Source organism: Marinobacter lutaoensis (assembly GCF_001981305.1).
Taxonomy (GTDB): Bacteria; Pseudomonadota; Gammaproteobacteria; order Pseudomonadales; family Oleiphilaceae; genus Marinobacter; species Marinobacter lutaoensis.
The window spans coordinates 140,387-163,841 of sequence record NZ_MSCW01000002.1 but is presented as its reverse complement, the minus strand read 5'-3'; the positions used below and the strand labels follow the sequence as shown (position 1 = coordinate 163,841).

The 23,455-nt window shown below is 66.8% G+C and carries 21 protein-coding genes; 7 read left to right on the top strand and 14 right to left on the bottom strand.

Going from position 1 to position 23,455, the window contains the following annotated elements; all coding sequences use genetic code 11:
* The first annotated feature begins 453 nt into the window (after positions 1 to 453).
* Both BTO32_RS03895 and BTO32_RS03890 read left to right on the top strand, forming a co-directional pair.
* Positions 454 to 1,515, top strand: a complete 1,062-nt coding sequence (locus tag BTO32_RS03895; protein ID WP_076723134.1) for an efflux RND transporter periplasmic adaptor subunit — start codon at positions 454 to 456, stop codon at positions 1,513 to 1,515.
* The gene (locus BTO32_RS03890; protein ID WP_076723133.1) at positions 1,512 to 4,727 is read left to right on the top strand and encodes an efflux RND transporter permease subunit; all 3,216 of its coding nucleotides are present in this window, start codon (positions 1,512 to 1,514) and stop codon (positions 4,725 to 4,727) included. Before BTO32_RS03895 ends, BTO32_RS03890 begins: the two co-directional genes overlap by 4 nt.
* Before the next feature lie 5 nt (positions 4,728 to 4,732).
* Here BTO32_RS03890 and BTO32_RS03885 read toward each other — a convergent pair whose 3' ends face one another.
* Positions 4,733 to 5,182 carry a potassium channel family protein gene (locus BTO32_RS03885; protein WP_217696998.1) on the bottom strand — a complete coding sequence of 150 codons (450 nt, stop codon included), beginning with the start codon at positions 5,180 to 5,182 and terminating at the stop codon, positions 4,733 to 4,735.
* A 129-nt stretch (positions 5,183 to 5,311) separates the two neighbouring features.
* Here BTO32_RS03885 and BTO32_RS03880 point away from each other — a divergent pair, with 129 nt between their 5' ends.
* Entirely contained in the window at positions 5,312 to 6,547 is a 1,236-nt protein-coding gene (locus tag BTO32_RS03880) for an efflux RND transporter periplasmic adaptor subunit (protein WP_076723132.1), read from the top strand.
* Positions 6,544 to 9,717: an efflux RND transporter permease subunit gene (locus tag BTO32_RS03875; protein WP_076723131.1), complete on the top strand. Its 3,174-nt coding sequence runs from the start codon at positions 6,544 to 6,546 to the stop codon at positions 9,715 to 9,717. Before BTO32_RS03880 ends, BTO32_RS03875 begins: the two co-directional genes overlap by 4 nt.
* Here the strand turns inward: BTO32_RS03875 and BTO32_RS03870 are convergent.
* The 9 genes from BTO32_RS03870 to BTO32_RS03830 form a co-directional block, all read right to left on the bottom strand.
* Positions 9,620 to 10,345, bottom strand: a complete 726-nt coding sequence (locus BTO32_RS03870) for a proteasome-type protease (protein ID WP_076723130.1) — start codon at positions 10,343 to 10,345, stop codon at positions 9,620 to 9,622. The two genes, BTO32_RS03875 and BTO32_RS03870, sit on opposite strands and share 98 nt — an antisense overlap.
* Positions 10,346 to 10,431: 86 nt before the next feature.
* Positions 10,432 to 11,217, bottom strand: a complete 786-nt coding sequence (locus BTO32_RS03865) for a transglutaminase family protein (RefSeq protein ID WP_076723129.1) — start codon at positions 11,215 to 11,217, stop codon at positions 10,432 to 10,434.
* A gap of 1 nt (position 11,218) precedes the next feature.
* Positions 11,219 to 12,151 carry an alpha-E domain-containing protein gene (locus BTO32_RS03860; protein ID WP_076723128.1) on the bottom strand — a complete coding sequence of 311 codons (933 nt, stop codon included), beginning with the start codon at positions 12,149 to 12,151 and terminating at the stop codon, positions 11,219 to 11,221.
* On the bottom strand, positions 12,145 to 13,578 hold the full coding sequence (locus BTO32_RS03855; RefSeq protein WP_076723127.1) for a circularly permuted type 2 ATP-grasp protein: 1,434 nt from the start codon (positions 13,576 to 13,578) through the stop codon (positions 12,145 to 12,147). The genes BTO32_RS03860 and BTO32_RS03855 overlap by 7 nt, the downstream gene beginning before the upstream one ends.
* Before the next feature lie 86 nt (positions 13,579 to 13,664).
* Positions 13,665 to 14,873: an ammonium transporter gene (locus BTO32_RS03850; protein WP_076723126.1), complete on the bottom strand. Its 1,209-nt coding sequence runs from the start codon at positions 14,871 to 14,873 to the stop codon at positions 13,665 to 13,667.
* Between the two features lie 224 nt (positions 14,874 to 15,097).
* Positions 15,098 to 16,012 (bottom strand): flagellar motor protein MotB, encoded by a 915-nt coding sequence (locus BTO32_RS03845; RefSeq protein ID WP_076723125.1) that lies wholly within the window; start codon positions 16,010 to 16,012, stop codon positions 15,098 to 15,100.
* Positions 16,013 to 16,019: 7 nt separating this feature from the next.
* Positions 16,020 to 16,787: a flagellar motor protein PomA gene (pomA, locus tag BTO32_RS03840; RefSeq protein WP_076723124.1), complete on the bottom strand. Its 768-nt coding sequence runs from the start codon at positions 16,785 to 16,787 to the stop codon at positions 16,020 to 16,022.
* Between the two features lie 77 nt (positions 16,788 to 16,864).
* Positions 16,865 to 17,278, bottom strand: coding sequence for a YkvA family protein (locus BTO32_RS03835; protein WP_076723123.1), 414 nt, complete (start codon positions 17,276 to 17,278; stop codon positions 16,865 to 16,867).
* Positions 17,279 to 17,353: 75 nt separating this feature from the next.
* Positions 17,354 to 17,845 carry a DUF6231 family protein gene (locus tag BTO32_RS03830; RefSeq protein ID WP_076723122.1) on the bottom strand — a complete coding sequence of 164 codons (492 nt, stop codon included), beginning with the start codon at positions 17,843 to 17,845 and terminating at the stop codon, positions 17,354 to 17,356.
* Positions 17,846 to 18,006: 161 nt separating this feature from the next.
* Between BTO32_RS03830 and BTO32_RS03825 the strand changes: the two genes are divergently transcribed.
* Positions 18,007 to 18,759 (top strand): substrate-binding periplasmic protein, encoded by a 753-nt coding sequence (locus BTO32_RS03825; protein ID WP_076723121.1) that lies wholly within the window; start codon positions 18,007 to 18,009, stop codon positions 18,757 to 18,759.
* Positions 18,759 to 19,442 (top strand): cytochrome b/b6 domain-containing protein, encoded by a 684-nt coding sequence (locus BTO32_RS03820; protein ID WP_076723120.1) that lies wholly within the window; start codon positions 18,759 to 18,761, stop codon positions 19,440 to 19,442. The genes BTO32_RS03825 and BTO32_RS03820 overlap by 1 nt, the downstream gene beginning before the upstream one ends.
* 19 nt (positions 19,443 to 19,461) lie before the next feature.
* On the opposite strand, the gene BTO32_RS03815 is transcribed toward BTO32_RS03820, so the two are convergent.
* Positions 19,462 to 19,926: a c-type cytochrome gene (locus BTO32_RS03815; protein WP_076723119.1), complete on the bottom strand. Its 465-nt coding sequence runs from the start codon at positions 19,924 to 19,926 to the stop codon at positions 19,462 to 19,464.
* Between the two features lie 143 nt (positions 19,927 to 20,069).
* On the opposite strand from BTO32_RS03815, the gene BTO32_RS03810 reads away from it, so the two are divergent.
* The gene (locus BTO32_RS03810; protein ID WP_076723118.1) at positions 20,070 to 20,495 is read left to right on the top strand and encodes a hotdog fold thioesterase; all 426 of its coding nucleotides are present in this window, start codon (positions 20,070 to 20,072) and stop codon (positions 20,493 to 20,495) included.
* A gap of 9 nt (positions 20,496 to 20,504) precedes the next feature.
* Here BTO32_RS03810 and BTO32_RS03805 read toward each other — a convergent pair whose 3' ends face one another.
* The 3 genes from BTO32_RS03805 to BTO32_RS03795 all read right to left on the bottom strand — a co-directional run bounded on the left by BTO32_RS03805 (position 20,505) and on the right by BTO32_RS03795 (position 23,283).
* Positions 20,505 to 21,467, bottom strand: coding sequence for a GGDEF domain-containing protein (locus BTO32_RS03805; RefSeq protein WP_084206776.1), 963 nt, complete (start codon positions 21,465 to 21,467; stop codon positions 20,505 to 20,507).
* Positions 21,468 to 21,512: 45 nt separating this feature from the next.
* Positions 21,513 to 21,893, bottom strand: a complete 381-nt coding sequence (locus BTO32_RS03800) for a rhodanese-like domain-containing protein (RefSeq protein ID WP_076723117.1) — start codon at positions 21,891 to 21,893, stop codon at positions 21,513 to 21,515.
* Between the two features lie 61 nt (positions 21,894 to 21,954).
* Positions 21,955 to 23,283, bottom strand: a complete 1,329-nt coding sequence (locus tag BTO32_RS03795; RefSeq protein WP_076723116.1) for a CHAD domain-containing protein — start codon at positions 23,281 to 23,283, stop codon at positions 21,955 to 21,957.
* Positions 23,284 to 23,455 lie beyond the last annotated feature (172 nt).

The following is a 23,455-nucleotide window of genomic DNA, read 5'->3' as shown; positions in this document are numbered from 1 at the left end:
TGCGCCGTACCGGCCCAGTGGCGTGGTGTTGGGTTCGAAGGGCAACGGGGTTGAACGGTCCATCAGCGGCCCTCCCGATGTGTCATGTGAACCGGGGCGGGGGCTTCCGCGGCAGCGTTGGCGCTGCGCTGGCTGACATCGGTCCTGATGTCCATGATGCGTCCTTACATGGGTCTTGCAGTCGGCACCTATGATAGAAAAGTCCGGCCGGACTGTCACCTGACGATGACCTGTCGGGGAGGGGTGCTGCCCGAAGCTCAGGGGGCGCCTGAGATGATGAACCAGAAAAAAGCCGCCTTTCCCGGTAAATCGCGATGAACGTTTCTGGCGCCGGTACCGGCCGTGGACGATGCTTACCGGCGCAGACGCCGTTTTGCGGACGCCGGCCATGCGCGCTGGGGGAAACCTCTGTATTATGCTGTTATAACGAAATAGCCAAAAGGAATTATGACCATGGGTATCCGTCCTGGTGTCCTCGCGCTCGCGGCCCTGGCCGCGAGCCTGCTCGCAACCCAGGCATCGGCCCGGGAGCCGGCGCTGTCGGTGGTGCCGGTGACGCGAGCGCCGGCGGAGGAAACTCTGCTGCTGGATGGCCTCATCGAGGCGGTCCAGCAGAGTACCGTCTCCGCCCAGACCAGCGGCACCGTCCAGGCTCTGCCCTACGATGTCGACGACTCGGTACCGGCCGGGGCGCTGATCGTGCAGCTGGAGGACAGCGAGCAGCAGGCCCGCCTGAACCAGGCCCAGGCGGCTCTGGAAGAAGCCCGGGCCGGGCTGGCGGACGCCCGTCAGCGGTTCGAACGCATCGAATCCGTGCACGCGCGGGGGCTGGTGTCGCAGCAGGAGTTTGATCAGGCCCGCAACAACCTGGCGGCGGCAGAGGCCCGGGTGGCGCGCGCCGAGGCGTCGGTGGCCGAAGCCGAGAAACAGCTGGCTTATACCCGCATCACGGCCCCCTACGGCGGCATCCTCACCGAGCGGCATGTCGAGATCGGCGAAGCCGTCAGCCCCGGCCAGCCCTTACTCAGCGGCCTGTCCCTGGAGCAGCTGCGGGTGGTGGTGGACTTGCCCCAGAAGTACGCCGACCTGGCCCGCTCCCAGCGCCGGGCCACTGTCACCCTGTCCGATGGACGGGTGCTGGAAACCGGCGCCATGACCTTCTATCCCTACGCCGATCCCGCGACCCACACCTTCCGCCTGCGCATGCCGCTGACCGAGCCGAACGGCTCGTTGTTCCCGGGCATGCTGGTCAAGGTACGGGTCCCGGTGGCGCAGCGGGATACTCTCTGGGTGCCCGCGACCAGTCTGATCCAGCGCAGCGAGCTGCGGGCCCTGTGGCTGTTGGACGATCGCGACCGGCCGCGCCTGCGCCAGGTTCGTCCCGGGGTGCGCGACGGTGACCGGCTGGAAATCCTGGCCGGGGTGGACGAGGGCGAACGGGTGGTGATCAACCCCTCGGCGCTGGTGGGCACCGGGTGGCTGGCGTTGCCCGCCGGCGCGGAGGCAGACCAGTGAGCGGGACGCCGGCCCGGGTCGGGCCCTCCGGCGCCATCGCCCGGGTGTTTCAGGACAGCCGACTGACGCCCCTGGCCATCCTGCTGTCTGTGGTGCTGGGGGTGCTGGCGGTGGTGGTCACCCCGAAGGAGGAAGAGCCCCAGATTGACGTCACCATGGCCGACATTCTGGTGAGTTTCCCGGGCGCCAGCGCCCGGGAGGTGGAAAGCGTGATCGCCACGCCGGCCGAGCAGGTGATGAGCGAGATCCAGGGGGTCGAGCACGTGTACTCGGTGTCGCGCCAGGGCCAGGCGGTGATCACCGTGCAGTTCGAGGTGGGGGTGTCGCGCCGGGAGGCGCTGGTGCGGCTGTACAACCAGGTGTACTCGAATCAGGACTGGCTGCCTTCGGATCTGGGGGCCAGCCAGCCCCTGGTCAAGCCCCGGGGCATCGACGACGTGCCGGTGATGACCCTGACCTTGTACGATCCGGGCAACCGCCTGGCCGGTGAGGAACTGACCCGCCTGGCGCATATGCTGGAAGTGGCCCTGAAGCGGGTACCGGGCACCCGTGACGTGTACACTGTCGGCGGTATTCCGGACCGGGTGGACGTGCGCCTGGACCCGGCCCTGCTGACCGGTTTCGGCCTGACCCTGGACGACCTGCGCGATGCCCTGCAGGCCGCCAACGCCAGCAGTCAGGAGGCCCGGGTGACCCGGGACAACCTGTCGATCCCGGTCCAGGCCGGCACCCTGCTGGCAACGGTCGGGGACGTGCGCCGGCTGGTGGTGGGCATGCACGAGGGCGCGGCGGTGCACCTGGACGACGTGGCCGAGGTGCGTCGCGGTGGCACGGTACCGGACCAGAGCGTGCTGATCGGCTTTGGCCCGGACGGCCAGCCGGTCCCGGGCGCCGACCGGGTCTATCCTGCGGTGACCCTGGCGGTGGCCAAGAAGCCGGGCGAGAATGCCATCGAGATCACCCGCGCCATCCGCGAGCGGCTGGACAGTCTGCGCAACCGCGCGCTGCCGCTGGACGTCGAGGTGCTGGTCAGCCGGGACTATGGCGAAACCGCCTCCCACAAGGCCCGTAAACTGATCACCGATCTGGTATCGGCGACCCTGGCGGTGATGCTGCTGGTGCTGGCCGCCATGGGCTGGCGGCAGGCACTGATTGTCGGTGTGGCGGTGCTGGTGACGCTGCTGCTCACCCTGGTGTTTTCCTGGGCCTGGGGCTTCACCCTCAACCGGGTCTCGCTGTTTGCCCTGATCTTCTCCATTGGCATTCTGGTGGATGACGCCATCGTGGTGACGGAGAACATCCACCGGCGTATCCAGGGCAGCCGTGGTCCGGTGGCGCAGATGATTCCGGTGGCGGTGGATGAGGTTGGCTCGCCCACCATCATGGCGAGCCTGACCATCATGGCCGCCTTGATTCCGATGGCCTTCGTGACCGGCCTGATGGGACCCTACATGAGCCCGATCCCGATCAACGCCTCCGCCGGCATGCTGATTTCCCTGATTGTTGCCTTTGTCGTGGCACCCTGGCTGGCCCTGCGCCTGCTGCGCCCGGAGCCGCACCCGCCGGCCGGGGACGGAGCGGCCGGGGCCGAGGGGGTCAGCCCGCGGGCACTGCGGCTGTTCCGGGCCCTGCTGTCGCCGTTCCTGGGCGAGCATGCCTGGCGACGCCGGCTGCTGGCGCTGGCGGTGGTGGCGCTGACCGTCCTGGCGGCGGCGCTGCCGGTGTTCCAGGCGGTGATCCTGAAGATGCTGCCATTCGACAACAAGTCCGAGCTGCAGGTGGTGGTGGACCTGCCCGAGGACAGCCCGATGGAACAGACCCAGCGGGTGTTGTTGGCCATGGGGCACTACCTGGAAACCGTGCCGGAGGTGGCCAACTGGCAGGCCTATGCCGGCACCGCCTCACCCATCAACTTCAATGGCCTGGTGCGCCAGTATTACCTGCGCGGCGACCCCTACCACGGTGATATCCAGGTCAACCTGGTGGCGGCCGAGGCCCGGCAACGCCAGTCCCACGACATCGCCCAGTCCCTGCGCGCGCCACTCACCGCCATCGCCGAACGCCACGGCGCGACGGTGAAGGTGGTGGAAGTGCCGCCAGGGCCGCCGGTGCTGTCGCCGGTGGTGGCTGAAGTCTACGCCGCCGATGACCAGCGCCGGGCGGAACTGGCCCAGCGGGTGGCCGAGGGCATGCGCCGGGTCGACGGCCTGGTGGACATCGACACCTCCCTGGAGGCTCCCACCCGGCAGTGGCGGGTGGTGGTGGACCGGGCCCGGGCGGCGCGCCTGGGGGTCTCCCAGGCCCAGGTGGTCAGCGCCCTGCAAACCGCCCTGGCCGGCGCGGGCGTGAGCTACCTGCACGATGAACAGGCCAAATACCCGGTGCCGATTCGTCTGGTGCTGCCGGAAGGCGACAAGGCCCAGCCGGCGGCGCTGCTGTCGCTGCCGGTGCGCAGCCGGGAGGGCACCCTGGTGCCTCTGGCGAGTGTTGCCGAGGTGCGGGAGGCGGACTGGCTCGGTGCCCTCTACCACAAGGACCTGCTGCCGGTCACCTACGTCACCGCCGACATGGCCGGGGCGGTGGACTCCCCCCTGTACGGCATGTTTGCCATGGTGCAGCGGCTGAAGGAGGATCCGGCGGCGCCGGAGCAGCACTTCATCCGCCAGCCGCCCCTGCCGGAAAAGGGCACCCTGAAGTGGGACGGTGAGTGGCAGATCACCTATGAAACCTTCCGGGACATGGGCGCGGCCTACAGCGTCGGGGTGTTTATGATCTTCGTGCTGCTGGTGGCCCAGTTCCGTTCCTACCTGATGCCGCTGATCGTGATGGCGCCGATTCCCCTGACGCTGATCGGCATCATGCCCGGCCATGCGTTGCTGGGGCGGGAGTTCACGGCCACCAGCATGATCGGCATGATCGCCCTGGCTGGCATCATCGTGCGCAACTCGATCTTGCTGGTGGTGTTCATCCGCCAGCGGCTGGATGAGGGGGTGTCGCTGGAGGAGGCGGTGATCCTGGCCGGCGCGGTGCGGATCAAGCCGATCGCGCTGACCGCCATATCCGCGATGGTGGGGGCGTACTTCATACTCAGCGACCCGATCTTCAACGGCCTGGCGATCTCACTGGTGTTCGGCCTGGCGCTGTCCACCCTGTTCACCATCCTGGTGGTGCCGCTGCTGTATTACGCCCTGGCCCGGCGCGGCCGGGTATAGTTCCGTTACCGGGTGGGCCAGTAGCGCTGCATCTCGACGTACAGGAACGAGGCGCTCCAGGTGATCAGGACAAAGCCGGTGAGCGCCTCGATGCCGGTCAGAAACCGCAGCGGGCCAAGGGCTTCGATGTCGCCGTAGCCCAGGGTGGTGAAGGTGGTGAAGGAAAAGTAGACGCAGTCCAGCAGGCTGCCACTGAAGGTGCCGACCAGGGTGCCCCAGCCGTCGGCATGGTGCATGAAATAGTAGGCGGAACCGAAGATCCAGACTTCCAGGGCGTGCGCGGTCAGGCAGCCGAGCACCGCGACGATCAGCCGGAAGTGCTGGTTCTGGCGCATCCGGGAGAGAATCGAACTCAGCCGCAGCAGGGCTTCGTTGTGGATGATGACAACGGTGCACACGATGGTGATGTTCAGCAACGTGACGTTGAACATGAGCAGATGATCGTGTGCCGCCATGGGTTCCCGGCTCCCCGTGCGTGAATGGCCTTTGCGGATGCGGGTGCGATCCGAAAACGACTTCAGATTGTATAGTAGTTTCAATCACTTTCCCTGTCCCTCATGGATGCATGACCGAACATGTCGACGATGGCGAAACGATGGCTCCCCCTGTTGATTCTTGCGGCTGGCGTGGCCGGCTTCCTGCTGCTCAGACTGACCCGGCCGGAGCCGCCGGACGCGGAGCCGGCCGAGCGCAGCTGGCGGGTCGGGGTCCAGACCCTGACGCTGGCGCGGCATACCCCGGTGTTGCCCTTGTATGGGGAAGTGGTGGCCCCGGACCAGCTGACGGTGGTGGCCAGCCTGGCCGGCCGGGTCGCCGAGCGGCCGGTGCGGGAAGGTGACACGGTTGCCGCCGGCGCGCTGCTGGTGGCGGTGTCGGAGGAGGATGTCACGCCCCTGTTGCACCAGGCCGAGGCCCAGGTGGCGGATCTGGAGGCGCAGATCGCGGCCGAGTCGGTTCGTCACCGCAGCGATCTGCGGGCACTGGAGAGTGAGCAGGCCATCCTCGCCAACGCCCGGCGCCAGTTCCAACGGCTGGAGTCGCTGCTGGCCCGTAACCTGGCATCGCGGGAGAGCCTGGAGGCGGCCACCGATGCCTTGGCCCGAGCGGAGCTGACCGTCCGTACCCGGCAGCGGGCGATTGATGAGCATCCGGCCCGAATGGCCAGCCTGGAGGCGAGGCTGGCGCAGGCCCGTGCCAATTGGGCGACGGTCCGCCGTGATGCCGATCGGGCCCGAGTCCTGGCACCGTTTGCCGGTGTGGTGACCGATATCCGGGTGGCGCCGGGGGATCAGGTGGCACGGAACGCCCCGCTGCTGACCCTCTACCCGGAGGACGGCCTGGAGCTTCGGGCGCTGGTGCCGGAAGGTTACCGTCCGGAGCTGGAACAGGCCCTGGCCGCGGGCGCGGAATTGCGGGCGGAAGCCACCGAGGGCGGTTACCGGTTTCGTTTGGTCCGCTTCTCCGGCCAAGCCAGCCCGGCCGGCACCGAGGCCATCCTGCGCCTGATGCCCGGCACGGGACGCCCCCGTCCCGGGGCGCTGCTGCCGATCCTGCTGCAGCGGCCGGCCCGGGCCGACACGGTGGCGGTGCCGTTCAGTGCCCTGTACGGCGCCGATCGGGTCTACCTGGTGGATGATCAGCAGCGCCTGCGCCGCGTCGCCGTGGAGCGGGTGGGCGAGATCCGGCGGCCGGACGGCAGCCCGTGGTTGCTGATTGCCGGCCCGTCGCTGGCGTCGGGCCAGCGGCTGGTGGTCACCCACTTGCCCAATGCGGTTACCGGTCTGAAGGTGGATGCGGTGGAACCGGAGCCGGGCTCATGAAGCGTCGTAGGGGCGTGATCGGTTTCTTCGTTCATCACCGGGTGGCCGGCAACTTGGTCATGGTGGTCATGGTGCTGGCCGGCGTGCTGGCGCTGAACCGGATGAACATCCAGTTTTTCCCCACCTTCGCCCTGGATGTGGTCAGCGTCCGGGTGCTCTGGTCCGGGGCTGCCGCCGAGGATGTGGAGCAGGGCATCACCGATCCCCTGGAGCAGCGTCTGCGCAGCCTCGACGGCCTCAAGCGGATGACCTCCACCTCCGCCCAGGGGGTGTCCGCCATCACCCTGGAGTTCCACGAGGGGACCGACCCGATCCAGGCCCTGGACGACGTGCGCCAGCAGGTGGATGAATTCACCAACCTGCCGGCGGAGGCGGAGCCGCCGCAGGTGGCCCGGGTGGCCCGCTATGAACCCGTGGCCCGGGTGCTGCTGTACGGCCCGGTGGCGCGCGACGAACTGCGACAGCTGGCGTACCAGTACGAGACCGACCTGCTGGAGCGGGGCATCGACCGGGTGACGATTCGGGGCGTGCCGGAACAGCAGATCAGCATCGAGGTGCCGGTGGCGCGACTGGAAAGCCTGAACCTGTCACTGGCGCAGATCGCCGACCGGGTGGCGGCCATTTCCCGGGACCTGCCGGCGGGCCTGCTGGCGCAGCAGGACGCCACCCGCGAGCTGCGCTCGGTGGCGCAGCGGCGCAGTCCCCAGGCCTACGAGAGTATCCCGGTGCTCAGCGATGGACGGGCGCGGGTACGCCTGGGCGACATCGCCATCATCCGCCAGGAGGCGCGGGACGGGCAGACGACCCTGGAACGGGACGGCCAGCCCGCGGTGGAGCTGTTGCTGCAACGGGCGGAGAACGGCAACTCCCTGGTCGCCGCCCGGGTTCTGGAGGACTGGCTGCGGGACACCCGGCCGGTGCTGCCGCCGTCGGTGCGCCTGGAGGTTTACGATGAAACCTGGCAGCTGCTCGACGACCGCATCTCGCTGCTGCTGAAAAACGGCCTCAGTGGCCTGGTGTTGGTGGTCTGCCTGCTGTACCTGTTTCTGCCCGGGCGGGTGGCCCTGTGGGTGGCGGTGGGCATTCCCACCGCGTTTCTGGCGGCGCTGGCGGTGTTGTGGCTGATGGGCGGCTCGATCAACATGATCTCGCTGTTCGCCCTGATCATGGCGTTGGGGGTGATCGTCGACGATGCCATCGTGGTGGGCGAGGATGCCGACGCCCACGCCCGCATGGGCGAGGACCCGTTGTACGCTTCGGAGGGGGCGGCCAAGCGCATGGTGTGGCCGGTTCTGGCCTCGTCCCTGACCACGGTGGCGGCGTTCATGCCGTTGCTGGTGGTGGGCGGTGTGATCGGCAACATCCTCGGTGACATCCCGCTGGTGATGATCTGCGTGCTGGCGGCGTCGCTACTGGAATGCTTCGTGGTGCTGCCGGCGCACCTGCGCCATGCCTTCCGTCCTGGCCGCGGCGATCGAAGCGGCCGGGTGGCCCGCTGGCGCCGGCGCTTCGAACAGGGCTTCGACCGTTTTCGGGACGGACCGTTCCGGCGCCTGTCCGCACTCAGCCTGGCTCATCGGGGCATCACCGTCGCCAGTGCCCTGGCGTTGTCGGCGGTGACTCTGGGCCTGCTGGCCGGCGGTCGCCTCGGCTTCAATTTCTTTCCCACTCCGGAGCCGTCGGTGCTCTACGCCAACGCCAGTTTCGTCGCCGGTACCGATCGGCGTACGGTGGCGGCGTTTCTGCGCCAGATGGAGCGCACCCTGAACGAGACGGAACAGGCCCTGGGGGGGGGCCTGATCCGGCACGCGGTGACCACTCAGGGGGCGACCCAGGGCGCCGAGGGCAGCAGCCGCAGCGGTGATGAACTGGGTTCGATGCTGGTGGAGCTGGTGCCCTCGGACCGGCGCTCGGTCCGAAACCCGGAGTTCATCCGGGAGTGGCGGCGCCGGCTGGTCCTGCCGCCGGGCATCGATACCCTGACGCTGTCGGAACGTCAGGCCGGGCCGCCGGGGCGGGATGTGAACGTGCGCCTGACCGGCGAGGACGCGACGGCCCTGAAGCAGGCCGCCGACGAGCTGGCCCAGGCCTTGGCTACGTTGCCGGGGGTGCTGGATGTGGAGGACGACATGCCCTGGGGCCGGGAGCAGCTGATTTACCAAGTCAGTCCCTACGGCGAGGCCCTGGGGCTGAGCACCGAGGACCTCGGCCGCCAGTTGCGGGCGGCGTTTGATGGCCGGGTGGCCCAGATCTATCAGGACGGTCGTGACGAGGTGGAGGTGCGTGTGATGCTGCCGCGGGCGGAGCGGGAACGGTTGTCGACCCTGTCACGCCTGACGGTACGGGTGCCGGACGGCCGCTTCGTGCCGCTGGCCCAGGTCATGGCGCTGGATCACCGCCAGGGCTTCCAGGCCCTGCGCCACGCCGACGGCCGGCTGGCGGTGGAGGTGAGCTCGGCGCTGGACACCCGGCTGGCCACCAGCGACCAGACCCTGGCCAGCCTGGACGCCTCGGTATTGCCGGAGCTTGCGCGCCGGTATGGCGTGCGCTACAGCTTCGAGGGGCGCGCGGCGGACCAGCGGGACACCTTGGCCGACATGAAGACCGGGCTGGTCATTGGCCTGGCGCTGATGTATGTGGTGCTGGCCTGGATTTTCGCATCCTGGAGCCTGCCGCTGATCGTCATGGCGATCATCCCCTTCGCCCTGGTGGGCGCGCTGCTGGGGCACTGGCTGATGGGGCTGCAGCTGACCATCCTGTCCCTGTTCGGTCTGTTTGGCCTGTCCGGCATCGTGGTCAACAACGCCATCATTCTGGTGGCCTTCTACCGTCAGCAGCGGCAGCACGGCCTGGGCATCACCGAGGCCCTGAACGAGGCGGTGGTGCAGCGGGTCCGGGCGGTCCTGCTGACCTCGCTGACCACCATCGGCGGCCTGCTGCCGCTGCTGTTCGAGACCTCGTTGCAGGCGCAGTTCCTGATTCCCATGGCCACCTCCATCGCCTTTGGCCTGGGCCTGTCGACGCTGCTGGTGCTGCTGGTGATTCCGGCGCTGCTGTCCTGGCTGGAGGGGTTCAGGGCACGTCGGGCGGGTCGAGACTCGCGAACAGCGACTGGATCCCCTGATGCCACTGCTGCCGGAGCTGGAGGAAGTACTCGCTCTGGTCGGTGACCCGGTCGCGGAACCACAGCGTGAGCTGGTCGCGCCGGTACAGGGCGATGTCCAGCGGCATGCCCACCGACAGGTTGCTCTTCATGGTGGAATCGAAGGAAATCAGGGCGCATTGGTAGGCCCGCTCCAGAGAGAGGCGGTAGTGAATGATGCGGTCCAGGATGGGCTTGCCGTATTTGGACTCACCGATCTGGAAGTAGGGGGTTTCCTCGGTGGCTTCGATGAAGTTGCCTTCCGGGTAGATGTTGAACAGTCGCGGTGCCTCGCCCTTGATCTGACCGCCCAGGATCAGCGAGCAACTGAAATCGACGTGGCTCATGGCACCGTTGGGGTTGTCGCGGCGCGTCACCTCGCGAATGGTCTGGCCCACCAGCTCGGCGGTCTCGAACATGCTCTGGGTGTTCATCAGATTGCTGTCACCGGAACCGGCCCGGCGCTCCAGCAGGCTGATGACGCTCTGGCTGGTGGCCAGGTTACCGGCGGAGAGCAGCACCAGTTGCCGCTCGCCGGGTTTCTCGAACACGTGCATCTTGCGGAAGGTGGAAATCTGGTCGAACCCGGCGTTGGTGCGGGAGTCGGACGCGAATACCAGCCCCTCGGCCAGTCGCATGGCTACGCAATAGGTCATGAAGGCCCTCCTGCAGGCACTGTGTTGCAGCGTAGTCTACTGCCAACCGGCGCGCGTCGTGAGCGTTTTTTTCGCCGGCCTGCCGCCTACTGGTTGTCGCCCGGTTGCGTCACCCAGGCCCGTGTGTCCAGATGCTCGGTGCCGCCCCCGCTGCGTACGCCCCGCACCGGCGCGGCGTCGCGGTAGTCCAGGCCGGTGGCCAGTTTGATGTGGCTCTCCGCAACGCTGAGGGTGTTGACGACATCGAAGGTGTGCCAGCTGCGCCCCAGCCAGGCCTCGGCCCAGGCGTGGGTGGCCAGGTGCTCGTCCCCCTGGGAATGAATGTAGCCGCTGACGTAGCGCACCGGCACGCCGATGTGCCGGCAGCAGGCGATGAAAATGTGGGTGTGGTCCTGGCACACGCCCGCCTGCAGCTCGAACGCCTCGGCGGCGGTGTGGGTAACGGTGGTCGCGCCGGGGTTGAAGCGGACATGGTCCCGCAGGTCCTTCATCAGCTTGAGCAGGCTGCGCTTGTGCGGGCTGTAGCGGCTGGCGAAGGCCCGGATCGCAGGGCTGGTTTCGGTCAGCGGCGTGTGTCTGAGAAAGACCTGGGGCGGGAACGGGGTGTCGTCCCGGGTCAGCGGCGTGCCGGTCAGGTCCACCACGCCCTCGGCGGTCAGGGTGATGTCGCTGACCGGTTCGTCTAGGGTCATCACGGTTACCAGGTTGCCGAAGCCGTCGGTCATCTGGCTGGTTTCCCCGGGGGTGGTGAGGGTCCATTCCAGGATGCGCTGCTGAGGGGTGTTGCGGGGGGTCAGGCGCAGGTACTGGATGCTGTTTTGCACCGGCGTTTCGTAGGTGTAGTTGGTATTGTGCTTGATATGGAGTCTCATCCTACCATCCCATGTAGTCTTTCTGGATCTGGTCGGCGATGTGCTGAATTCGCCCAAGAAAATCCACCAGATAGCTGTGCAGGCCGCGCTCGGCGATGTAGTCCCGGTCGCCGTAACGGATGTTGGCGTACAGGCTGGAGGCCAGTCGCCTTGCCCGCTGCGCCCGGCCGCTTTCCACCTGCTCCAGCAGGCTGGAAATCTCCTTCAGACCGCTGTGCAGCGAACGGGGCACGTCCGCCGACAGCACCAGCAGCTCGGCCACGTTCATCGGTTCCAGGTTGTGTCCATAGGTGTTCTGGTAGGCTTCGAAGGCCGCCAGGGAGTGCAGCAGCGCGGTCCATTCGAAAAAACTGCGGGTGGAGTGTTCCGCCATCGACTGGGTAGCCATGACATGGCGGATGTCGAGCACCCGGGCGGTGGTGTCGGCGCGCTCGATGAACGTGCCCAGCCGCAGGAAATGAAAGGCATCGTTGCGCAGCAGTGTGCCGTAGACAGCACCCCGGAAGGTGTGCGAACGCTCACGCACCCAGTCGAACACCGAGCTGGCGTTGGATTCGCGCACGCCCCTGCGGCTCAGGTCCTTCAGTTCCAGCCAGGTCCGGTTGATGCTTTCCCAGACATCGGAGGAGAGGTTGCCCCGCACGTGCAGGGCGTTGTCGCGGGCGTGCCGCATCATGCTGAACACGCTGGCGTCGTGGCGGTCGTCCAGCAGCAGGAAGTCGATCAGGCGCTGTGGCGTGACCTCGTCGTGGAACTGCCAGAACTGATCCCGGGTCCCGGACACCAGCAGCGGCACGGAGAGCTGCTCCTCCCGGTCCTCGGGCACGTCGATCAGCGCCATGGTGAGGCTGACGTCCAGCAGGCGGGCCTGGATTTCCATCCGTTCCAGGTAACGGGCCATCCAGAACAGGCTGGCGGCGGCTCGGCTTAGCATCGGTCATCCTCCAGTACCCAGGTGTCCTTGGTGCCGCCGCCCTGGGACGAGTTCACCACCAACGACCCTTCCTTGAGGGCCACCCGGGTCAGACCCCCGGGCACCATCTGGATTTTCTTGCCGGACAGCACGAACGGGCGCAGGTCCAGGTGGCGCGGCGCGATGCCGTCGTTGACGAAGGTGGGGCAGGTGGACAGGCTCAGGGTGGGTTGGGCTATGTAATTTTCAGGCTTGGCCTTGAGCAGGGCACGGAAGGTGGCCAGTTCTTTCCGGCTGGCCTTGGGACCGATCAGCATGCCGTAGCCGCCGGCGCCCTGGGCTTCCTTGACCACCAGTTCCTCCAGGTGTTCCAGCACATACTGCAGGTCTTTTTCCTTGCGGCACTGCCAGGTCGGCACATTCTTCAGGATCGGTTCCTCGTTGAGGTAGAAGCGGATCATGTCCGGCACGTAGGGGTAGATCGACTTGTCGTCGGCCACGCCGGTGCCCATGGCGTTGGCCAGCACCACGTGGCCGGAACGGTAGGCGGCGTAGAGCCCGGGCACGCCGAGCAGCGAGTCCGGGTTGCCGGCCAGCGGGTCGAGGAAATCGTCGTCGATGCGGCGGTAGATGACGTCCACCTGCTGCGGGCCGATGGTGGTTTTCATGAACACCCGGTTGTCGCGCACGAACAGGTCCGGTCCCTCCACCAGCTCCACTCCCATCTGCCGGGCCAGGAAGGCGTGTTCGAAGTAGGCGCTGTTGAAGCGCCCGGGCGTCAGCACCACCACCGTGGGATCCGGCTTGAGGGAGGCGGCGCGCAGGGTTTCGCCCAGCAGGTTGGGGTAGTGGTCCACCGGCGCCACCGGGGTTTGTGCAAACAGTTCCGGAAACAGGCGCATCATCATGCGCCGGTTCTCCAGCATGTAGGAGACGCCGCTGGGGCAGCGCAGGTTGTCCTCGAGCACGTAGAAATCGCCGTCGTTGTGGCGGATCAGGTCGATGCCGGCGATGTGGGCATACAGGTTACGGGGCAACTTCATCTGTTGCATGCCCGGCTGGTACTGAGGGTTGGCGAACACCTGCTCGGCGCTGATCACCCCGGCCCGGACGATGTCGTAATCGTGGTAGATGTCGAACAGGAACCGGTTCAGTGCCTGGACCCGCTGGCGCAGGCCGGCCTGAAGCTTCTGCCAGTCGGCGGCGGAGATGACCCGGGGAATCAGGTCGAAGGGAATCAGCCGGTCGGCCCCCAGCTCCTCGCCGTAGACATTGAAGGTGATGCCCAGGCGCTGGAACAGGACGTCCGCCTCGCGCCGTTTTTCGGCGATCAGGTCTTCGTCGCTGTGGATCAGCCACTGCTCCAGCATGCGGCAGTGGGGGCGCACCCGGTTGTCGGAATCAAAAAGTTCGTCGTACAGCCCTTCGGCTGGCGGTTCTATCAGCATGGTTCCACCTCTGGCCCGGTACCGGTGCCGCAAGGATGGCACCGGTATCTCTTAGGTATAGCAAAAGACGGGCCAGAGGGGCGGGGTCAGTCGATGGCGTTGGCGCCGATGCGATGGATGCTGAGGTCGGCGCCGTTGAACTCCTCCTCGTCGCTCAGGCGCAGGCCCACCGCCTGCTTGATGCCGCCATAGACCACCAGGCCGCCGACGAAGGCCACCGCCACGCCGGCCACCGAGCCGGCCAGCTGGGCGCCGAGGCTGACGCCGCCGAGGCCGCCGAGACCGGGCTGTCCGAAGATGCCGCAGGCAATGGCGCCCCAGACGCCGCAGACCCCGTGCAGCGGCCAGACGCCCAGTACGTCGTCCAGCCGTTCGATCCGGGCCTGGGCCCACTCGAACAGATACACGAACAGCGCGCCGGCAATTCCGCCGGTGATCAGTGCGCCAACGGGGTGCATCAGGTCGGAGCCGGCGCATACCGCCACCAGTCCGGCCAGCGGGCCGTTGTGGATAAAGCCCGGGTCCTTGCGGCCCAGTACCATGGACACCAGGATGCCACCGACCATCGCCATCAGGCTGTTCACCGCCACTAGGCCGCTGATACCGTCCAGGGTCTGGGCGGACATTACGTTGAAGCCGAACCAGCCGACCGTCAGGATCCAGGCGCCGAGGGCCAGGAACGGGATGTTGGAGGGGGCGAAGGCCACCACCTTGCCGTTGCGGTAGCGGCCATTGCGGGCACCCAGCAACAGGATGGCGGCCAGGGCGACCCAGCCGCCGACGGCGTGCACCACCACGGAGCCGGCGAAATCGTGGAACGGTGCACCAAACTGGGACTCCAGCCAGTTCTGGAAACCGTAGTTGCCGTTCCAGATCAGCCCTTCAAAGAACGGATACACGAGGCCGACGATCAGGCCGGAGGCCACCAACATTGGGTAGAACCGCGCCCGTTCGGCAATGCCGCCGGAAACGATGGCGGGAATGGCGGCGGCGAAGGTCATCAGGAAGAAGAACTTGACCAGCTCGTAGCCGTTATTGGCGGTCAGCTCGGCGGCGCCGGTCATGAAGTGGCTGCCGTAGGCAATGTAGTAGCCGACAAAGAAATAGAGCACGGCGGAGACGCCGAAATCGGTCATGATCTTGACCAGGGCATTGACTTGGTTCTTGTGCCGCACGGTGCCCACTTCGAGGAAGGCGAAACCGGCGTGCATGGCCAGTACCATGATGGCACCGATCAGGATGAACAGCGTGTTGGCGCTTTCAGTGAGGGTGTGTACTGCACTGGTGATATCCACGGGCAAGGCTCCAGTCTGGGGTTTTCCGGCCTCTTCGGGCCGTTGATGCTTTGATGGGGTGCATTGTTAGCAAAAGATGTTCCAAAAAGAGGCAATTGTCGGCGTGATTGGCGGTTGGCGGGGGCATGGGCCCGGGCGTCGGAGGATATCCTGGAAATTTCGCACATTATGGGTGCGATATTGGGGCGAGCGCACCGATTTGGTGAAGTCGGCGGGCCGGTGCCTTACCAGTGCAGATCCCCGGAGGTGTGGGTGTCTACGTTGAGCCCGTCGCCGGTATCGCCCGGCGGGGCGGTTTTCAGCAGCTCACGCAGCTGGATTTCCTCCTCCTGCAGCGGCCCGGACAAGTCGATGATGATCTCCACGCGCCGGTTTTTGGCGCGGTGCTCCGGTGAGTCGTTCGGAACCCTGGGCTGGGTGTCGGCCAGGCCCTTGACCTCCAGCCGAGTGGGGTCAATACCGTCCCGGGCCAGCAGCACATTGGCCACGGCGGCGGCCCGGGCGGCGGACAGGTCCCAGTTGGAGTAGAAGCGTTCGGTGTGGATGGGCACGTCGTCGGTGTGGCCCTCGACGGTCAGCGTGCCCGGCATGTTGGCCAGCACCTCGGCCATTTCCAGCAGCAGACCCTCGAACTCCCAGGTGATCTGGGCGGAGCCGGAGGGGAAGGACCCCTGCTCTTCGACCCGGACGATGATCCGGCGCTGATCCTGGCTGACGTTGATGCGGCCGTCCTTGATGGCGTCCTCCAGGACCGACACGATCCGTTGCATGCGCTGGTCCATGCTCTCCTGCAGGGCCGAGGCCACGGCCTGTTCGGTCGGGCTCTTGAGGGTCTGGAGTTCCGGCTGTTCGGTGGTGGTCGTCTGGCGGATCTGGTTGACCACGGTGGGCTCGGGCGGCGCCGGGGAGAATCGGTCGAAAATCGGGCTGGTACCCTCGGGGATTTCCAGGGCCGGTACCTCCCGCTGGACGCCGAATGCCTTGGACAGCTCGCCGGCGATCTGCTTGAACTTCTGGGCGTCGATCTCCGAGAACGACAGCAGCAGCACGAAGAAGCACATCAGCAGGGACATGAGGTCGGCGAAGGTGACCACCCAGGCGGGGATTCCGGGCTTCTCCTCTTCCGGCAACTCGTCCATCGCCGCCTCAGCCCTCCGCCTCGGCCAGCTTGTTCCGCGCCTTGGGCGGCAGGTAGCTGGACAACATCTGCTCGATGATCCGTGGGTTGGTGCCTTCCTGGATCGCCACCAGGGCATCGATGTAGAGGGACTGCTGGCGGGCTTCCTCGGTCATCCGCAGGGACAGCTTGTCGGCAATCGGGGTGGCGATCATGGTGGCCACCAGGGCGCCGTACAGCGTGGTCAGCAGGGCCACCGCCATGGCAGGACCGATGGACTTGGGGTCTTCCATGTTGGACAGCATCTGGACCAGGCCGATCAGCGTGCCGATCATACCCATGGCCGGCGCCACGTCGGCCATGGCGGTGAACACCTTGGCACCGGAGCGGTTATGGTCCAGGGTCAGCAGCCGTTCCTTGCCGAGCAGCTGCTTGATGGTCTCGCCATCCTGGCCGTCCACCAGCATCTGGATGCCCTGGGCCAAAAACGGCGAGCTCACCTCGCGCTCCTCCAGCCCCAGTACGCCTTCCTTGCGCGCCACGTTGGCGATGTCCACCAGCTCCTCGATGCTGGCCTGGGTTTCCGGCAGCTTGAACTTGAAGGCCCGTACGGCGGCCTTGAAGGCACCGAAGAACTGGGCGAAGGAAAACTTCGACAGCACCACCAGCAGCGTGCCGCCGATGACGATGAGCAGGGACGGCGGGTTGATGAAGACCCCCGGTGAGGCGCCCAGAATGATGGCCGAAGCGATCAGCAGTATGGCCCCGACAAGGCCGATCAGGGTGGCGAAGTCCACGGTGTCTCCGGAGGATTGGATCGAGTGGGTCCAGGGGTTGCGCTGGCAGCAGAGGTTACCCGCTGGCGACCGTTTGTTCAATTGGTGTCTGTCGTGTGCGCCTCCTGATGCTCCTTCCAGGCGGCGTAGCGGTGCAGGTCGGACTCCACCAGTTTCAGACACAGGGCCACCACGCCGGCGTCGTCCAGAAATCCGAAGCCGAGAATCAGGTCCGGAATGACGTCCAGTGGATTGAGCACGTATAGCAGGGCGCCGGCCACCGCGGCGATGGTCTTCCAGGGCACGCTGCGGTAGCGGCCGGTCCAGTAGTCACGGATCATCGAGAACATCAGCCGAATGTCGGTGCCGAAGCGGTTCAGCCGGCCGCTGGCCTTGACCTTGGCTTCAATGGCACGCTGGCGCTCCAGCAGGGTTTCCAGATCGGCCCGGTGGACCTTGCGGCTCTCCGCCTCAAGCGCGTGTTCCGCGCGTTTCTGGCTGAACAGGGCCATGACGCCTCCCTCCTGTTGGTGTCGGTGCATGATTGCGCAAACCCGGGCGCCTGACAACGGTAGCGGGGGTGGGGCTCACCACCAAGCCTTGCCCCACATGTGCGGATTGGCCCAGTGCTCCGGGTTGTTCCAGGTCCGCGTGTGGTTGTAGCTGTCGAGATTGTAGCTGTACAGCGTCAGGTCCGGATCGCTCGGCAGCCGGGCTTGGCGCCGGAATCCGAGGCCGAGAAAGTCGGTGAAGGTCCAGGGTGCCGAGGCGTGCACCAGCACCGCGATTTCCCGGGTTCCGTAGTTGCGCAGCTGCCCCAGCAGCAGGGCTCCGGTCTCCCGGGGCAGCCGTTCCAGGGTCTCGGTGACCAGGGCCAGATCCGGCACGCGGTCCCCGGGCAGGCCGAGGTCCGGCGCGTCGGCGGACAGCCGGAGCAGCCGCCGGTCGGGGTGGCGCTGGCACCAGGGTTCGGCCACCGAGCGGGCGGTGTCGCCACAGCAGGCCAGGGTGGTCGGCTGGCTGCCGGCGACAATGTCTGCCAGCAGGGCCGCCTGCGGCGTGGCATTGGCTAGGTTCATGATCGACGCTCCCCGGGGCTGCTCTGGTGCAGGCCCCGTTTCGTTTGCAATGGTGGCGCTCCGGTGTGGATTCAAGCCGCCGGCGGCCGAACCCGCTATACTGACCGTAAACCGGTGCCGGCGATACCGCCCGCACCGACCGTCCGAGCACCCGCGCCGCCATGCCACGACTGATGCCCCTCCTGTTTCTGACCCTCTCCCTGCCCTGCCTCGCGCAGCAGGGCACGGAGACGGTGCCGCCGCTGACGGTGACCGTAGGGCTCAATCACGCGCCACCGTACCGGATCGTCGAGGGCGGCCGACACAGTGGCCTGTACGTGGATATCTTCGAGGCCATCGCCGAACGCCTGGGCTGGAAGGTGCGCTATCGCGAGGCCCCGTTCCGGCGGGTGCTGCTGATGGTGGAGCGGGGCGAGGTGGATGTGATGCTGGGGCCGTTGCGCACCCCCTCGCGGGAGGCGATGTTCGAGTTCGTGGCCGCCGCCTTTCCGCCGGAGCGGCGGTTGTTCTTTTATCTGGGCGAGGCCAATCGCATCGAGCGATACGGGGATCTGTACGGCAAGCGGATCGGGGTGCTGGAGGGGGCCCGCTATTTCAACCGCTTCGACCAGGACCCGGACCTGATCAAGGAGTCGGCGGCCCGTTATGATAACCTTGCGCGGATGCTCGCCCGGGGCCGGGTCGACGTGGTGATCGCGCCGGAGCTGGTCGGCCTCTACACCCTGCGTCGCCAGGGCGTGGCGGCGTCGGTGTCGCCGTTCTTTGTGCCGGGCCAGCGGTCCTGGATCGCCGTGTCCCGGCACTCGGAGGCGGCCCGCTACGCCGAGGATATTCGCGCCGCCCTGAAGCTGCTGGAGATGAACGGGACCTACGAGGCCCTGGTCTTGAAATACATGGAGTCGGAAGCGTTGTGATGAAAACCATACGGGTGTGGGATCTGCCGGTCCGTCTGTGTCACTGGCTGCTGGTGTTGGCGGTGGTGGGAGCCGTGGTAACGGCGAAGCTGGGGGCCGGTTGGATGGCGTGGCATGAGCGCTTCGGGTTGATGGTGGTGGCTCTGCTCAGTTTCCGGCTGGTCTGGGGTGTGGTGGGCTCGACCCATGCCCGTTTTGCCGAGTTCGTCCGTGGCCCGGCAGCCATCCGCCGGTACTTGCGGGGAGAGTGGCGGGGCGTGGGCCACAATCCGCTGGGGGCGCTTTCGGTACTGGCGCTGATCGGACTGTTCGGATTCCAGGCGACGACCGGGCTGTTCGCCAGCGATGACATTGCCTTCAACGGGCCGCTGTACCCGGCGGTATCGTCCGACTGGAGCGAGCGCCTGACCCGCTGGCACCACGGCACGGAGTGGCTGCTGTACGGCCTGGTGGCGCTGCATGTGCTGGCGGTGGTGTATTACCGGCTGGTTCGCGGAGACAATCTGGTGCGGCCCATGATCACCGGTTGGAAACCGGTGGCCGACGCCCTGGCGGAGGAGGCCCAGGGCGGCGGAATCCAGGCTTTTCTGTTCGCAGTGGCGGTGGCCGCCGGTGTGCTTTGGCTGGCCACCGGCGGCCTGCTGCCACCCCCTCCGCCCCCGCCCCAGGATCTGGGCTGGTAACCGGGATGGCGCCGCGCCGTTACTTGGCGCGGTAGCGGTCGTGGCAGGCCTTGCAGCTCTGGCCCACGGCGCGGAACTGCTGGGCCAGGGCATCGGCGTCACCGGCGCGTGCCACTGCCTGCAATTTGCTGGCTTCCTGGGCGAAGCGGATGGCGATCTCGCGGGCCTTGTCCGGCTCATCGAAGAACGCCGGCTTCAGCTTGGTGCCGTCGGCTTGGTCCATGCCGGTGCCGGGGCCGAACAGCGAGCCCAGCCCGGAGTTCGCCACCGCCGCCACGGCGTTGGCCGCCGCCTGCATCTGCTCGGGGTTGTAGGCGACACTGCCGTCCACCACCTGAGCCTTGATCTTGCCCATGTTCCAGGCCGCGAACTGAAAGGCGGCCTGGCGCGTTTCGATCTGGTCCTCCACGCTCATCTGCGCCAGCGCGGGCGAGGCGAGACAGGCGGCAAAAGTGTAGGCGGTCGCGATGCCGGATCGTTTCATGATGGTTCCCTCTCTGGTTTATGGTTTGGGACGAATGTCCCGGTAAGCTCCCTGACAAAAGCGTGGTGGTGAGCATGCTACCCGTATAGACTTCTGAGGACAGTCAACCGTACAGAAAGTTCCACCTTGGAGAACCCTTATTCATGGCAATCTGGACCGTTACCCCGAACATCGAACAGATGACCGAAGCCAGCCGGAAGACCGCCGTGGGGCATCTGGGCATCGAATACCTGGAAGTTGGCGACAATTACGTGAAAGGGCGCATGCCGGTGGACGAGCGCACCGTGCAGCCGTTCGGCATCCTGCACGGGGGCGCCTCGGTGCTGCTGGCGGAAACCCTCGGCAGCATGGCCGCCAACTGCTGTCTGCGTGACCCGAACACGGTGGCGGTGGGGCTGGAGATCAACGCCAACCACATTCGGCCGGTCAGCAAGGGCTGGGTGTACGGCACCGCCACCGCCATTCACATTGGTGGCAAGACCCAGGTCTGGGACATCCGCCTGGAAGACGAGCAGGGCCGGACCACCTGCGTGTCGCGCCTGACCATGGCGGTGACCCGGCGCCCCTAAGCGTCCCGCTCAGGCGGCCGACGGACCGGGGTAGAGGCTGAGCCGGTCCCGGCCCCGGGACTTGGACAGATACATGGCCTGGTCCGCCTGGGACAGCAGCCGTTCCAGATGCTGCTCGCCCGGGCCCATCATGGCCAGACCGAAGCTGGCGGTCGGCTGGATCAGGCTGTGCCGGTGATCGACCTGGATGGTCCGCAGCAGCCGCAACATGCGGTCGGCAAGCTCGGTGGCCTCCCGTTCGTCGGTGTCCGGCAGCAGCAGCGCGAACTCCTCGCCGCCGATGCGGGCGGCGATGTCGGATTCACGCACCCGGTCCCGCAGCAGCTGGCCGACCCGGCGCAACACCGCGTCGCCGGCTTCGTGGCCGTGGGTGTCGTTGATCACCTTGAAGTGATCCAGATCGAACATCAGGATGGCCAAGGGGGCCTGGCGCCGGCGTGCCTGCTTGAGCATCTGGCTGCCCAGCTCGAAGAACGCGCGCCGGTTGTGCAGTCCGGTCAGTTCATCCTCCAGGGCTGCGGCCCGGGCCTTGGCGTGCGCGGCCTTGAGCGCCAGCTCCATTTCCTTGCGTTCGGTGATGTCGGTGGTGATTTCCATCCGCACCAGCCGGCCGTCGGTCCAGCGGATGGCCCGGTCCCGGCACTGGTACCAGCGTTTGTCCAGAATGTTCTGGAACTCCCAGATGTAGGGCGGTCGCGGCTCGCCGTCCGCGCCCACCAGCTTGGAGTTGGTGCAGAAGCTGCACGGACCGTCGTTGCCTTGGAGTACCTGCCAGCATTTCTGCCCCTGCCGGTCCCCCCAGATCCTGCGGCCGTAGGCGTTCATGTAGAGCAGCTCGTAGGTGTCCAGGTCGGACACGTACACCAGGGCATCCAGGTTGTCGAGCACCGCCTGCAGCCCCTGGTCGGAGACGGTGCCTTCGGGGCCGTCGGCCCGGTTCGGGAGGTTCTGCAGGGGGATGCGCTTGTCCATGGTGGTGACGGGATGCGTGTCGTTGCGGGGATGCCGGTGCCAGTCTTACTCGAAGGCCGGCAGTTCGGGTTGGGCCGTGGCCTTGCCGGCGGCTTGCCAGGCGTCGAAGCCGCCTTCGATCGACTGAACGTTGCGATAGCCCATCTCCTTCAGGGCCTTGGCGCTCAGCGCCGCGCGTCCGGACGTCTTGCAGTAGAGCACGATGTTCAGATCCCGGTTTTCCAGGGACGGATCGTTGGTGAACTTGAACTCCAGCAGGCCCCGGGAAATGTTGATCGCGCCCGGGATGTGGCTGTTCCGGTATTCGTCCGGGTCCCGGACATCCACCAACAGGTCGGCCTGGCGAATGGCCTCCTCGGCCTGTGCCAGCGGGATCTCCTGAATGTGCTGCTTGGCCTCGGCGACCAGGTCGTGAGCGGTTTTCATGGTGTGTCCTCCAGTGTCGGGTACGGCGGTTCAAGGTACTACGGTATGTGTCGGTCCGGATTCAGAGCAACCCTCCCTGGGCCAGAATCTGGCGCCGGAGGGCGGTCTTGTCCCGGCTCAGGCGTCCCCTCAGAGGCGCCGTCGCGGCCACCAGCTTGGCTGGGGCCTGGGCCCGGAAGCTGTCCAGCCACTCAATCTGAACGTGGCGGTCCTGGAAGCGGCCATACAGCTCCTGGCGCTGTCGGAGTGCTTTCAGCCGGTCCCGCCAGTGCTCGGGGTTCAGCTCCATCAGGTAACGGATGCGTTTGAGCTGTTTCCTCAGGCGATGGATGTCTTCGTCCGGCGCCGTGTGCAGCAGTTCCACGGTGTGCCGGTTGAACGTGCGGATGCGGCGCGCCACCGCCTGCCGGATGGCGCGGGCGTCCAGCTGTTCCGACAGCCGGCGGAAGCGGCCCGATTCGATCAGGCGCTGCCATTCGTCCAGATGGTCATGGTAACGCCTGCCGTCGAGCCGATGCACGAAACGCCGGTGTGCCCGGTCGGCTTCGGCCCGGAGCCAGGCGGACAGCGCCGGGGGTGCGGTGCCGCGGGTGTCGTCCCAGGTGGCCAGTTCGGCCAGGAAAACATGCAGGTCTCGGAGCCGGCCCGTCGCCCGGGCATGCTGGCGCAAATGGCGGACCGATCGCGCCAGGGTGGGGTTGGGGGTGACGTCCAGTAGGGCCTCGGCCAGGGCGCGGGAGCGGCGGATGGCAACCCGGTACTGGTGCAGGAACTCGTCGTCGAGGCCGGTGCGGATGCCCGGTTCCAGGCGGCGCATCCATGCCAGCAGGTGGGTGAGGGTGGCGGGCAGGCTGCCGGGGTTGTCCGGATGTTTGCGTTGCTTGCGGGCGAACTGGGCGTAGCTGAAGTCGCGGGGCGTCAGCAGCCGTTCCAGCCGGCCCTGCCCGGGGCCCAGCTCACGCCAGGCGGAGACCGGCAGCCGAATCTCGACGAAGCTGGCGGTCGGCAGTTTTGCCAGCGGCTGGCCCAGCAGGGTGGCGGCCAGTTCCAGCAGGGCGGGGTTGTGGCCGACCAGAGCCAGGGTGTCCTGTGGATCGTCCCGGCGCTGCAGCCAGTGTAATAGACGCCGGTAGTCGAACGTGTAAAGCTCGGGGCACACCTGCACCCGCTGTGCTGGCAGGTCCCCGGGCAGGATGCCCTCGAGGGTGCGACGGGCGCGGACCGCGTCGCTGGCGTAGACCGTGCCGGAGAAGGCGCCGCAGTGGGCCAGGGCGTGTGCCAGCGGGGGCAGCTGCCGTTCTCCCCGGGGGTTGAGGGGGCGGTCCCGGTCCTGGCACTGGGGATCGTCCCAGCTGGACTTGGCGTGGCGGATCAGGAACAGCTGCTTCATGAATGGGTCCGTGGAAGACGTTCAAGTCTCTCCGGCAACGGTCGATACGCAATCAGCGACGAACTGAGCTGTGCACAGCTTAACCGGATTCGTGGCGACTGTCCTCCCGCCCGGGGTGGTTTACGGACGTTTTACAAACTGGAACGGTTCGCCGGCGAATTCCGTGGATAAT

What these genes read in the sequence shown, in the direction of transcription:
- BTO32_RS03895 (WP_076723134.1), top strand. Translation starts at nt 454, where the DNA reads ATGGGTATCCGTCCTGGTGTCCTCGCGCTCGCGGCCCTGGCCGCGAGC.
- BTO32_RS03885 (WP_217696998.1), bottom strand. Translation starts at nt 5,182, where the DNA reads ATGGCGGCACACGATCATCTGCTCATGTTCAACGTCACGTTGCTGAAC.
- BTO32_RS03880 (WP_076723132.1), top strand. Translation starts at nt 5,312, where the DNA reads ATGGCGAAACGATGGCTCCCCCTGTTGATTCTTGCGGCTGGCGTGGCC.
- BTO32_RS03875 (WP_076723131.1), top strand. Translation starts at nt 6,544, where the DNA reads ATGAAGCGTCGTAGGGGCGTGATCGGTTTCTTCGTTCATCACCGGGTG.
- BTO32_RS03870 (WP_076723130.1), bottom strand. Translation starts at nt 10,345, where the DNA reads ATGACCTATTGCGTAGCCATGCGACTGGCCGAGGGGCTGGTATTCGCG.
- BTO32_RS03865 (WP_076723129.1), bottom strand. Translation starts at nt 11,217, where the DNA reads ATGAGACTCCATATCAAGCACAATACCAACTACACCTACGAAACGCCG.
- BTO32_RS03860 (WP_076723128.1), bottom strand. Translation starts at nt 12,151, where the DNA reads ATGCTAAGCCGAGCCGCCGCCAGCCTGTTCTGGATGGCCCGTTACCTG.
- BTO32_RS03855 (WP_076723127.1), bottom strand. Translation starts at nt 13,578, where the DNA reads ATGCTGATAGAACCGCCAGCCGAAGGGCTGTACGACGAACTTTTTGAT.
- BTO32_RS03845 (WP_076723125.1), bottom strand. Translation starts at nt 16,012, where the DNA reads ATGGACGAGTTGCCGGAAGAGGAGAAGCCCGGAATCCCCGCCTGGGTG.
- BTO32_RS03835 (WP_076723123.1), bottom strand. Translation starts at nt 17,278, where the DNA reads ATGGCCCTGTTCAGCCAGAAACGCGCGGAACACGCGCTTGAGGCGGAG.
- BTO32_RS03830 (WP_076723122.1), bottom strand. Translation starts at nt 17,845, where the DNA reads ATGAACCTAGCCAATGCCACGCCGCAGGCGGCCCTGCTGGCAGACATT.
- BTO32_RS03825 (WP_076723121.1), top strand. Translation starts at nt 18,007, where the DNA reads ATGCCACGACTGATGCCCCTCCTGTTTCTGACCCTCTCCCTGCCCTGC.
- BTO32_RS03820 (WP_076723120.1), top strand. Translation starts at nt 18,759, where the DNA reads ATGAAAACCATACGGGTGTGGGATCTGCCGGTCCGTCTGTGTCACTGG.
- BTO32_RS03815 (WP_076723119.1), bottom strand. Translation starts at nt 19,926, where the DNA reads ATGAAACGATCCGGCATCGCGACCGCCTACACTTTTGCCGCCTGTCTC.
- BTO32_RS03810 (WP_076723118.1), top strand. Translation starts at nt 20,070, where the DNA reads ATGGCAATCTGGACCGTTACCCCGAACATCGAACAGATGACCGAAGCC.
- BTO32_RS03805 (WP_084206776.1), bottom strand. Translation starts at nt 21,467, where the DNA reads ATGGACAAGCGCATCCCCCTGCAGAACCTCCCGAACCGGGCCGACGGC.
- BTO32_RS03800 (WP_076723117.1), bottom strand. Translation starts at nt 21,893, where the DNA reads ATGAAAACCGCTCACGACCTGGTCGCCGAGGCCAAGCAGCACATTCAG.
- BTO32_RS03795 (WP_076723116.1), bottom strand. Translation starts at nt 23,283, where the DNA reads ATGAAGCAGCTGTTCCTGATCCGCCACGCCAAGTCCAGCTGGGACGAT.